Source organism: Nonlabens sp. YIK11, assembly GCF_001413925.1.
GTDB lineage: Bacteria > Bacteroidota > Bacteroidia > Flavobacteriales > Flavobacteriaceae > Nonlabens.
Window position 1 is genome coordinate 1,410,500 of the sequence record NZ_LBMJ01000001.1, and the last position, 11,471, is coordinate 1,421,970.

An 11,471-nucleotide genomic window follows, 5' to 3' on the forward strand; every position below is an offset into this window, starting at 1 on the left:
GAGAATAAGCCGTCAACTTAACAAAATTCACATAATAAGCTGGTGTCGCCTGCGTTTTGTTCACCTGAGTGATTTACCTATTTTTGAACGCTCTGGTTAAAACATGATCATGAATCGATTAAAGAATTTATTGTTTTTAGTAACTGTTTGTTTTTCAGTTTTTTGTATTGCCCAAGATTTGAAGGACCAAACCTTGTTGACCATTGATGGGAACGATTATGACGCTGGTACGTTTATGCGTGTTTACCTTAAAAACCTAGATATCGTTCAAGATGAATCCCAAAAGGACCTGGATAATTATCTACAGCTGTACATTGATTACCGCCTTAAACTGTTGCAAGCCAAAGAAATGGGTTTGCAAAACAACGAGTCTTACAAAACAGAATTACAATCCTACCGCGACGGTCTCGCCGAATCATATCTGACTGATAACGAAGTCACTGAAGCTTTGGTGAAAGAGGCCTATGAGCGCATGAATAATGAGGTCAATGCGAGCCACATTTTGATCAAAGTAGATCGCAGTGCGGCACCGGCAGATACATTAGTAGCCTACAATAGGATCAAAGAGCTCAAGGATCGAGTACAAAACGGTGAAGATTTTGCCACCGTGGCTAGAAACCACAGTGAAGGACCTAGTGCCAAGGAAAGTGGTGAGTTGGGATGGTTTGGTCCCTTTAAAATGGTCTTTGAGTTTGAAACTGCGGCTTATGAGACCGAGACTGGCAAGGTATCCGATATTTTTAGAACTGATTTTGGTTATCATATCCTAAAAGTGAATGATAGAAGGACTACACCAGATGATGTGGTCGTGGCTCATATCATGACCTACGACAAGCGTCAGGATACTACAATAACTGCAAAACAGCGTATCGATGAGATTTATGCACAATTGGAATCTGGACGAGATTTTAGTGCGATGGCGACAGAGTTTTCTGAGGATATCAATTCGGCTAGAAACGGAGGCAAGCTTCCTAGGTTTGGAACTGGTGGACTGAATGCTCCTGAATTTGAACAAGCTGCCTTTGACTTGACCGAAATAGGAAGCTATTCTGAGCCGGTGAAGACAAGATTTGGTTGGCACATTATCAAGTTATTGGAAAGATTCCCAGTGCCATCTTTTGAAGATGCTGAGTCTGGTTTGAGAGACCAAATCAAAAAATCTGCACGATCCAGAAAAATTACTGAGTCCTTTACCAATAAACTTTTAGCAAAATATGACGTCAAACTACCGAGGATCAATTCTTATAAGAAAAGATTTCCTGTGGTAACAGATTCTCTCATGCAAGGTAGTTGGAACATGGAGGTTGGTACTGTAGCGCCAGCTAGCTTATTTGAGATTGAAGAGAAAGAGTATTCGCAAAATGATTTTTACCAGTTTGTGCAAGAGAAACAGGTTAAGGATTATAGGAAGTTTGGAAGTCTTGAAGAAAAATTGAAGGTGTATTTCAATGATTTTGTCAACCAATCAGTTATTGATTATTACGACGACCACCTGGAAAGAGACAATGAAGATTTTGCCTTCATCTATGGAGAATACAAAGAGGGATTGTTGTTGTTTGAATTAATGGAGAAGAAAATTTGGGAAGCTGCCAAAGTAGATTCTTTAGGGCAGCAGGCCTATTATGAAAAGAACAAGGAAAAGTACCAATGGAAACGTAGACTAGACATTGATCTCACTCAAAACACAACGGAAGAAGCCGCTGTCAAGGTGAAGCAAATGTTGGAAAACGGAACAGCTCTTGATCAAATCAAAGAGCAAATCAATGAAAAAGGAAATACAAAGGTGATGGTATCCAGCGGTGTGGTAGAAGAAGGTTATTCTAGATTACCCCAAAATTTTGAGGTGAAAGAAGGTGTTTCCAGAGTTTATGATAAAGAAGATAGTGGATTTTATAAGGTGGTCAACGTCAAGGAAGTGTTAGAGCCTACCGCAAAGACTTTTGAAGAAGCTCGTGGCGCGGTCATCAACGATTACCAGCAGCAATTGGAGAACGAGTGGATGAAATCTTTAAGAGAAGGTCGCGACATTAAGATCCACGATAAGGTGCTCAAAAAAGTCAAAAAGGAAATAGAAGAGAAAACGCGTGCGTAGACTTATAGTAGGAATCATTTCGCTTACCATCATTTCATGTTCCTATTTTGAAAAGGAACAAGAAGTGGACGCTATTGCTCAAATAGGTGATTCCTATCTCTTGCGTTCTGAAATTCAGAATATCCTACCGGCAGATTATACATCTAATGACTCTGTTTTGATCGTTCAAAAATACATTGACGACTGGACCACAGACCAGATGTTGATGAAGAACGCCTTGCAAAACATCAGTGAGGAAAAGCAGGATGATCTGGATCTACTCATCTCACGTTATAAAACAGAGCTGTACACTCAGGCCTACCTACAGGAACTCATCAAGCAAAATCTAGACACTACCGTACCCACATCTGAAACTAAGGATTATTTCCAGCAGCATAGAGATGAGTTCATACTCAATGAGGATTTGGTCAAATTCAGATATCTACTGGTAGATCAGACCTATTCAGAATTGGAGAAGGTGAACCAGCTCTTTCAAGGTGGCAGCACAAAAAACCTGAAGGAACTGGAAGACATGTCGTTGGGATTCCGCAATTATTCTTTCAACGACAGCATCTGGATCAAGAAAAGCATATTGCTGGAACGCTTGACACCTATCACTGCGGCAAACGAGGCCCAATACCTAATTCCCGGTCGCACCTGGAAGCTGGAAGATAGTCTTGGCGTATATTTGCTGCACATTAAAGATATCCTGCGACGTGGCGAGCAGGCTCCTCTTTCCTACGTAAACCCAACCATTAAACAGATTTTACGCAACCAGCGCAAGTTGGCTTATATTAAAAAAATAGAAAAGGACTTATTAAATGATGCAATTCAAAGCAATAGACTTAAAATCAATCCGTAGCTGGGTGAGTGTTTTGGTAGTGTTCGCTTTCGCGAAAGCGGCAACAGCACAAACCTCTACAACATCTAACGTTCAACAGGATGAAGCCATCAAGCAAGAAGTGCTGGCTGCGTTGAATGATACCGTCAAGCCTACCAAAATACGTCGTAAGATCGATGGAGTATCTGGCGTTATAGGTGATTATGTGTTGCTGGATAGCGATATCGACAAGCAATTGAAAGAAGCACGAAGAAGCACTGGAGCTTCTGACATTACAAAATGTGATGTGATGCAGTCCCTAATGGGACAAAAGCTTTATGCTCACCATGCCATACAGGATAGTATCACGGTTTCTGACAGAGAAATCGCTAGTGCTACAGACAATCGTATTGACTTTTTACGTAGTCAAATGAATGGAGCCAGCGATGAAGAAATGGCAGCATTCTTTAGAAAGGATAGTTTCCAACAACTGCGAGATGAGTTGGATGTGCTCAATAGAGAAGAATTACTCGCCAGCCGTATGCAGGAAAGACTTACTGAAGATGTACAAATCACTCCAGAAGAGGTGCGTCAGTTCTTCTATTCCATCCCAGAAGACAAAAGGCCCTTCATCAATTCAGAAGTGGAGATTGCACGTATCGTTGTGAATTCAAAACCTAGTGAAGAAGCAATTCAAGAAACCATAGACAAGCTCAATCAGTATAGAGACGACGTATTGAATAACGGTGCCAATTTTGCCGCCAAAGCAACCTTGTATTCTGAGGATATAGGTACAGAGCGTCAAGGTGGCGTACTGTCCATGCGACGTTCAGATCCATACGCAAAGGAGTTTAAGGAAGCGGCATTTTCATTGGAAGAAGGTGAGATCAGTGAGCCGTTTGAAACTTCCTTCGGGTGGCACATTTTGTACGTAGAAAAAATACGCGGTCAGGTAAGAGACGTGCGACACATTCTCTTGTATCCATATATTAGTCGAGCGCAAGAGTCTAAAGCTCGCGCTAAGCTTGATGCCATGCGCGATAAGATCGTTCAAGGAGACACTACTTTTGCAGATGCTGCAAGAGCCATAAGCGATGAAAAGGAAACTGCAGAAAAAGGAGGTCAGTTCGTGAATCCTATTACTGGTGAAAATTTGTTGGACCTAGCAAAAATTGCTCCTAGATACATATCATCCAGTATCGTTTCTTCCGTACAGTTTTTACAGGAAGGTGATGTTAGTGGGATTATTGAAGAAAAGGATCCTAGAGGTACAGGATCTACTTCTTTTACCATCGTGAACCTGATTAGAAAAGTAAAAGACCACGAGGCAGATTATTCCTCAGATTATGGTAAGATCAAGGATCTTGCTCTTAGAGACAAGCAAGTGCGCAAGATTGAAAAATGGCGCGAGGAAAAAATCAAGGATACCTACATCAAGATAGGTGACGACTTTGATGATTGTGAGTTGCTTCAAGAGTGGAATAAATAGAAAATACCCATTATAGATTATGTCAGATGTTGCCGCTATTGATCAACTTGTAGTAAGACACAAAGAATTAAAGAAAGAAATTTCTAAGATCATTATAGGTCAAGATCATGTGGTAGATCAGATATTGATCAGTATTTTTTCTGGTGGTCATGCGCTATTGATAGGTGTTCCTGGACTTGCCAAAACTTTAATGGTGAACACCATTTCTAAAGCTTTGGGATTAGAATTCAAGCGTATTCAATTCACGCCAGACTTGATGCCGTCAGATATTTTGGGTAGTGAGATCCTGGACGAGAGTCGCAATTTCAAGTTTATCAAAGGACCTGTTTTTTCAAACATCGTCCTGGCAGATGAAATCAATCGCACACCACCTAAAACACAGGCCGCATTGCTGGAAGCAATGCAAGAACGATCTGTTACCGTTGCAGGTCATGGTTATGATCTGGCTAATCCATACTTTGTACTAGCCACTCAAAACCCTATCGAGCAGGAAGGAACCTATCCATTGCCAGAAGCACAGCTGGACCGTTTTATGTTTGCCATCAATTTGGAATACCCAACTTATGAGGAAGAAGTAATGGTTGTAAAATCAACCACTTCAGACCACAAGCCCGTCATCAATCCCTTATTCAATGCTCAGGAAATAGTAGACATCCAGCAGTTGGTACGTCGCATTCCAGTGGCAGATAATGTGATTGAATATGCGGTAAAGTTGGTAGGGAAGACCAGACCCAAATCAGATACCGCGCCAGAGGTCATCAAACAATACCTAGATTGGGGCGCTGGACCACGAGCTTCCCAAAACTTGATTCTTGCCGCAAAAACGCATGCAGCAATTCATGGAAAATACAGTCCAGATATTGAAGATGTAAAGGCCGTGGCAACTGGAATCCTCAGGCATCGCATCATCAAAAATTACAAAGCCGAGGCAGAAGGTCATACCGAGGACAGTCTGATTTCTCAGATTCTGTAAACATGGCCGCTTACTCCTTGCCACTCTTTTTATTGTTTCTAGGCGGCCTACTAGTCGCAATAAGTGCGCCCTTGCGAGAAGTTAACACGGTATTATCTACAGTCCTCTTTTATTTAGGTTATTTTATCGATGCAGTTGCGATTGTACTTGCGGTAAAAACGTGGTTGAAAAGCCGTCGATAATCAGTGAATGGGTAGATAGTTCGCTTTCGCGAAAGCGAACTATCTACCCATCCTCACAATAAGAATGTGAATCTGGTAATTACAACATCATTTCGCTGCCATTATCGGAATATTTACGGTCTTTAGGAATGAATTCTGTGCTTTTAAAGAACACCTCTTTGTTAAGCGCTTTATTTTAAAAAAGCCCTAGGTTTTCGTAAATTCGCTACATTAAGATTTTAACAAATAAACATATATATGGCCTTTGATATTGACATGATCAAAAAAGTGTATGAGACCATGCCTGGACGAGTGGATAAAGCTCGTGAACTGGTAGGTAAACCATTGACACTTTCAGAAAAAATCCTTTATTCACACTTGTGGGATGAAACCACAGATAAGCCTTTTACAAGAGGTAAGGATTATGTTGATTTTGCTCCAGACCGTATCGCTTGTCAAGATGCAACGGCCCAGATGGCGCTATTGCAGTTCATGCAAGCTGGTAAGGACAAAGTTGCCGTACCTACTACAGTGCACTGTGATCACTTGATCCAGGCAAAACAAGGTGCAGCAAAAGATCTTGCTCGCGCAAATGATGTAAGTAGTGAGGTTTTTGACTTTTTGGGATCTGTTTCCAATAAGTATGGAATTGGATTCTGGAAGCCAGGTGCTGGTATTATCCACCAGGTAGTTCTTGAGAACTATGCATTTCCAGGTGGTATGATGATAGGAACAGATTCCCATACGGTAAATGCCGGTGGATTGGGAATGGTCGCTGTAGGAGTTGGTGGTGCGGATGCCGTTGATGTTATGGCAGGGATGCCATGGGAATTGAAATTCCCTAAATTGATAGGAGTAAAACTAACCGGTAAAATTAATGGATGGACCAGCGCCAAGGATGTTATCCTTAAAGTGGCTGGTATCCTAACCGTAAAAGGTGGAACTGGAGCCATTGTAGAATACTTTGGTGAAGGTGCAAAAAACCTATCCTGTACAGGTAAAGGAACCATTTGTAATATGGGTGCGGAAATAGGAGCGACGACATCCACCTTTGGGTATGATGAGTCCATGTCTCGTTATTTACGCGCTACAGATCGTTCAGATGTTGCAGATGCTGCAGACAAAGTAGCGGAATACCTAACGGCAGATGATGAGGTCTATGCAAATCCAGAGCAGTATTTTGACCAAGTTATTGAGATCAATCTAGACGAATTGGTACCGCACTTAAATGGACCATTTACACCAGACCTTGCTACACCAGTAGGTCAATTAGGTGAAAAAGCCGAAAAGAACGGCTGGCCACTTAAGGTAGATTGGGGATTGATAGGATCGTGTACCAACTCTTCTTATGAAGATTTGACCAGAGCTGCATCTATTGCAGAGCAGGCTGTCAAGAAAAAAATAAAACCTAAATCAGACTTTGGGATCAACCCTGGATCTGAGCAGATACGTTTCACCGCAGAGCGCGATGGTATCCTTAAGATCTTTGAAGATTTGGATGCTACCATATTTACTAACGCTTGTGGACCTTGTATAGGTCAATGGGATCGTAGTGATATGAAAGGTGATGAGAAAAACACGATCGTTCACTCCTTCAACCGTAACTTCTCTAAGCGTGCAGACGGTAACCCTAATACACACGCCTTTGTTGGTTCGCCAGAAATGGTTGCCGCGATTGCGATTTCAGGTAGATTGGATTTTAACCCAATGACAGATAAGCTGATCAATGAAGATGGTGATGAGGTGATGTTGGAAGAGCCATCAGGGATTGAACTACCACCTAAAGGTTTTGAAGTAGAGGATGCTGGTTATGAAGCTCCTGTAGAAGATGGAAGCAATGTAAAAGTAAGCGTTGCAGAAGATAGCGACCGCTTACAATTATTGACTCCTTTTGAACCTTGGGATGGAAAGAACCTTATGGGCGCAAAACTATTGATCAAAGCTTTTGGAAAATGTACTACAGACCATATCTCCATGGCAGGTCCATGGTTGAAGTATCGTGGCCACTTGGACAACATTTCCAACAACTGTCTGATAGGTGCAGTAAACGCATTTAACAAGCAAACCAATCTAGTTAAGAGTCAGATTGATGGAGAATATGATGCCGTTCCTAAAACACAGCGCGCCTACAAGGCTGCTGGTATCCCAACTGTTGTAGTTGGAGACCATAATTATGGTGAAGGTTCTTCAAGAGAGCACGCTGCGATGGAGCCCAGACACCTAGGTGTTTATGTAGTTATCGTTAAATCGTTTGCACGTATACACGAGACCAACCTTAAGAAACAAGGTATGTTAGGTGTCACGTTTGCTAATGAGTCTGACTATGATTTGATCCAGGAAGATGATACATTCAACTTCATAGATCTAGAAAATTTTGCGCCAGATACACCTTTAACAGTAGAATTGGTTCACAAAGATGGTTCTAAGGATACATTTAAGGTAAATCATACCTATAACGATGCCCAGATAAAATGGTATCGCAAGGGAAGTGCATTGAACTTGATCAAAGAAGAAAACGCGGCTTAATAAAAGCTTAGTTTATACCTAAAAGAAAAGCGTTGCCGTTGGCAACGCTTTTTTTATGGGATAAAATGAAATCTAACTCAAAGCCGAATTGGTATGAAGTCAATATGATTCCAAGCTAATAAGCTATGAATTATCTTCTTGCATTTTTCGCACCTGATTAAGTACCAATTTCTTCGGAGTAAATGGGATTGCTTTGAGCATAAGGCTTTGACCTAAAGTGATACCGGCAGTGACATCCATTTTGCCTTCCATCATAGCTTTATAACCAGTGGATGCTACAGAATGTGCGCTCGCGGTATCGTCAAATAAAGCTGTGTCTTGTAATCCTGCGGTTTTGGCAAAATTTGTTTCCGTAGCTCCAGGCATGAGGTTCGTTACAGTAATATTGGACTCTTTAAGCTCTTCTGACAATGCATTGCTAAAGGATCTAACAAAGGCTTTAGAAGCAAAATATACGGCTTGTAAAGGACCAGGCATGAGACTGGCCGTTGAAGAGACGTTCAAGATTCTACCGCTATTGCGTTCTAGCATTTGCGGTAATATTCTACGGCATAGGTGACTTAATGCAATCACATTGAGTTGTATCATGCTCAAGCTAGTTTCCCAATCACTATCGGCAAACATTCCTACCTTTCCAAATCCTGCGTTATTGATGAGGTATTCCACCTGTATATTATGTTGCTCAAGATCCTCGATAATTTCATCGACGGCAGTAGCGTCAGTGAGATCTTTTGAGATCACATGAACCTGAATATCATATTGGGATTCTAATTGGGCTTTTAATCCGTTGAGGTCTTTTTCATTTCTAGCAATGATGACCAGATCTTTTCCAGCTTGGGCGTGTAGGATACACATTTCTTTACCGATGCCGCTGCTGGCACCAGTGATTAGGGCAGTTTCTTTCATATCAATTTAGTAGCAATATGGAAATCTACTTTACAAATTTCGATCCATATTCAAAAAATATCACAAATGATAAGAAAAACCCAATTCGACTCCAGCGCTGTTGTGACCGTTGTTGGGTGATCGTAGGTTGGCATTACTCACATGTCTCAAACTAAACCTTAGGTCAAACGACAGATTTTCAATTCGATAGCGCATTCCAGCGCCCAAAACATCAGAAAATGAAAACCCTTTTTTCTGTCGTTCTGTATCGGCAGTTGCTGTCATCGGACCTATGCTGACCAACCCGTAGGTAAGCAAATCGCGTGTCAAATTATAACTGTAGGATAATCCTAGATTGAGCGCGTACTCTTCATAAGATCGGTTTTGTGTAAAAAGAGCGCGTTGTGCCTCAAAATTGGGTTTGTCTGGCTTTATAAAAAACAGATTGAGAAGCTGGTGGTTCACAAAATACACTGATGGCTCGATCAAAATTTCTAGGGCTTGTTGGTCTTTTTTCCAAACTTCCTGCGCTAATTGAATTTTTATGGACCTAGTAATATGTGCATAATCCTCATCATTGAAGGGGAATCGATCCTGCTGTGAATACCCTAGATTCAAGCCAATTCTTCTGCCTTTATCATTGGCAACTGTTTCGATCTGTGCAATTGCCAATTGTGCAATGAGCAAGCAAATAAGGAAAAGGACGGTGGTTTGAAAACGGAATTGTGGAAAGTGACGCTTTCGCGAAAGCGAACTCCATAAATATTTTTGTTGCATAGAAAAGTCTTCAATAACCAATGGCGGCACCGTCTGGGCTGGAGCTGTCTGACGCTCCAATAATGATGTTTTCAGATGGGTTGAACTGTATGCCCATGAGGCGACCCAGCTGATCCACAGGAACCATTTGATGTCCCATTTCTTTCAAGTTTTTCACTGTGTCTGGTGACAGCTTGCCTTGCTCGTAATAGGTGACATCTGGTAACCACTGGTGATGGATTTTCATGGACTCTATGGATTGTTTCACGTCCATATCATATAACATTGCGTTGAGGACGGCTTGAAATACGGTATTGATAATGGTGCGCCCGCCTGGACTTCCCATGATTAAGAATGGCCTGTCGTCCTTTACCACGATAGTAGGATTCATGGACGACAACATGCGTTTTTCGGGCTCGATAAGATTGGGATCAGTTCCTATCTGGCCATTGGTCTTGGTCTCTCCTGGCACTGGATTGAAGTCACCCATCTCATTGTTGAAAATAAATCCAAGTTCACTAGAACCTAATCCAGATCCATAGGATTGTTCCAAAGTATAGGTAACGCTTACCGCGTTTCCATCTTTATCAATTACAGAGAAATGCGTGGTGTTGTCACCATCATATGGGTGACCAAATGTTTGAGGATCACTCACGGACGCCTTATCCATATTGATGTTTTCAAATCTTTTTTTAGCGTGTCCTTTGGATATCAAGCGATCTACCGGTAAGTCTGGATTGAAGTCTGGATCACCTAGGAATTCAGCGCGATCTGCAAAGCCTCGTCTCATGGACTCGATCATTAAGTGGACATAAGCGGTACTGTTGAACGGTATGCTCTCCTTATTTGCCAGTTCCATAATGTTGAGCATGGCAGCCATGGTAACACCACCAGAACTAGGTGGTGGCATACTGTAAATAGTAAATTCTTCAAATGTAGAAACAATAGGTTGACGCTCTATGGCCTGATATTTCCCTAAATCCTCTTTAGTAATGATACCGCCAGACTCTTTCATGAAATTTTCAATCTGTTGGGCGACTTGACCTTTATAAAAACCTTCATGTCCTTGATCTGCGATGATCTGTAAGGTTTGGGCCAGCTCAGATTGTTTCCATAGGTCGCCAAATTCCAGCGCACGTCCATCGTTATCCAAAAAGTATTTCTTTAAAAAGGAAGGAGCGCTAGTCGAATTTCTCAAATAGTTCGCCTCGTTATAAAGCGCCCAGGTTAATGGGAATCCATTCCTAGCTACTTCAATGGATGGTTCAACCAATTGATTCCATGGCAGCTTTCCATATTTTTGGTGTGCGAGATACAATCCTGCAACCGTGCCTGGAACGCCTATAGCCAGTGCGCTGTTGTGATTGCTGCCCACAATCAATGAATCATTTTTATCCAAAAACATTTTAGGATGTGCTGCTAGAGGTGCCTTTTCTCTAAAGTCAATTGTGGTGGCTTCACCAGTATTAGGACGATACACTAAAAAACCACCACCACCTATATTCCCTGCCGCGGGATGCGTTACGGCCAGAGCAAAGGCGGTTGCTACGCTGGCGTCAATAGCGTTACCACCTTTTTTCATTATGTCAACACCTATCTCGCTAGCTATGCTGTTGTCAGAAACCACCATGCCGTTGCGAGCATAGGTTTGACCATAACCAATGGTCCAGCTGAGGTTGACAAGGATAAAGATTAGAAAGCTTTTGGTACAAACCAGCATAGTATCATTTTAAGGGTAAAAAGATACAACCTATTGTGGATAGCAGTCTCGATTTTATACGACCACAGAA

8 protein-coding genes are annotated in these 11,471 nt (G+C 41.8%); 5 read left to right on the forward strand and 3 right to left on the reverse strand.

The genetic code is table 11. The features are described 5' to 3' along the window. The first annotated feature begins 109 nt into the window (after positions 1 to 109). The 5 genes from AAU57_RS06360 to AAU57_RS06380 all read left to right on the forward strand — a co-directional run bounded on the left by AAU57_RS06360 (position 110) and on the right by AAU57_RS06380 (position 8,040). Positions 110 to 2,092, forward strand: a complete 1,983-nt coding sequence (locus AAU57_RS06360) for a peptidylprolyl isomerase (protein ID WP_055413694.1) — start codon at positions 110 to 112, stop codon at positions 2,090 to 2,092. Continuing rightward, a complete protein-coding gene (locus tag AAU57_RS06365; protein WP_231717779.1) occupies positions 2,085 to 2,933 on the forward strand; it encodes a hypothetical protein in 849 nt (282 codons plus the stop codon). The genes AAU57_RS06360 and AAU57_RS06365 overlap by 8 nt, the downstream gene beginning before the upstream one ends. Then, positions 2,893 to 4,380 (forward strand): peptidylprolyl isomerase, encoded by a 1,488-nt coding sequence (locus AAU57_RS06370; protein WP_055412117.1) that lies wholly within the window; start codon positions 2,893 to 2,895, stop codon positions 4,378 to 4,380. Before AAU57_RS06365 ends, AAU57_RS06370 begins: the two co-directional genes overlap by 41 nt. A gap of 19 nt (positions 4,381 to 4,399) precedes the next feature. Then, positions 4,400 to 5,353 (forward strand): AAA family ATPase, encoded by a 954-nt coding sequence (locus AAU57_RS06375; RefSeq protein ID WP_055412118.1) that lies wholly within the window; start codon positions 4,400 to 4,402, stop codon positions 5,351 to 5,353. A 419-nt stretch (positions 5,354 to 5,772) separates the two neighbouring features. Then, a complete protein-coding gene (locus tag AAU57_RS06380) occupies positions 5,773 to 8,040 on the forward strand; it encodes an aconitate hydratase (RefSeq protein ID WP_055412119.1) in 2,268 nt (755 codons plus the stop codon). Positions 8,041 to 8,163: 123 nt separating this feature from the next. Here AAU57_RS06380 and AAU57_RS06385 read toward each other — a convergent pair whose 3' ends face one another. The 3 genes from AAU57_RS06385 to ggt are packed head-to-tail and all read right to left on the reverse strand — an operon-like array spanning position 8,164 to position 11,401. Continuing rightward, positions 8,164 to 8,946, reverse strand: a complete 783-nt coding sequence (locus AAU57_RS06385; protein WP_055412120.1) for an SDR family NAD(P)-dependent oxidoreductase — start codon at positions 8,944 to 8,946, stop codon at positions 8,164 to 8,166. 60 nt (positions 8,947 to 9,006) lie between these two features. Beyond that, on the reverse strand, positions 9,007 to 9,762 hold the full coding sequence (locus tag AAU57_RS06390) for an acyloxyacyl hydrolase (RefSeq protein WP_156340018.1): 756 nt from the start codon (positions 9,760 to 9,762) through the stop codon (positions 9,007 to 9,009). Next, positions 9,713 to 11,401, reverse strand: a complete 1,689-nt coding sequence (gene ggt, locus AAU57_RS06395) for a gamma-glutamyltransferase (protein WP_055412122.1) — start codon at positions 11,399 to 11,401, stop codon at positions 9,713 to 9,715. The genes AAU57_RS06390 and ggt overlap by 50 nt, the downstream gene beginning before the upstream one ends. Positions 11,402 to 11,471: the final 70 nt, after the last annotated feature.

Excerpts from the sequence above, each read along its gene's own strand:
- AAU57_RS06370 (WP_055412117.1), top strand. The coding sequence starts at position 2,893 with ATGATGCAATTCAAAGCAATAGACTTAAAATCAATCCGTAGCTGGGTG.
- AAU57_RS06385 (WP_055412120.1), bottom strand. The coding sequence starts at position 8,946 with ATGAAAGAAACTGCCCTAATCACTGGTGCCAGCAGCGGCATCGGTAAA.
- AAU57_RS06380 (WP_055412119.1), top strand. The coding sequence starts at position 5,773 with ATGGCCTTTGATATTGACATGATCAAAAAAGTGTATGAGACCATGCCT.
- ggt (WP_055412122.1), bottom strand. The coding sequence starts at position 11,401 with ATGCTGGTTTGTACCAAAAGCTTTCTAATCTTTATCCTTGTCAACCTC.
- AAU57_RS06360 (WP_055413694.1), top strand. The coding sequence starts at position 110 with ATGAATCGATTAAAGAATTTATTGTTTTTAGTAACTGTTTGTTTTTCA.
- AAU57_RS06375 (WP_055412118.1), top strand. The coding sequence starts at position 4,400 with ATGTCAGATGTTGCCGCTATTGATCAACTTGTAGTAAGACACAAAGAA.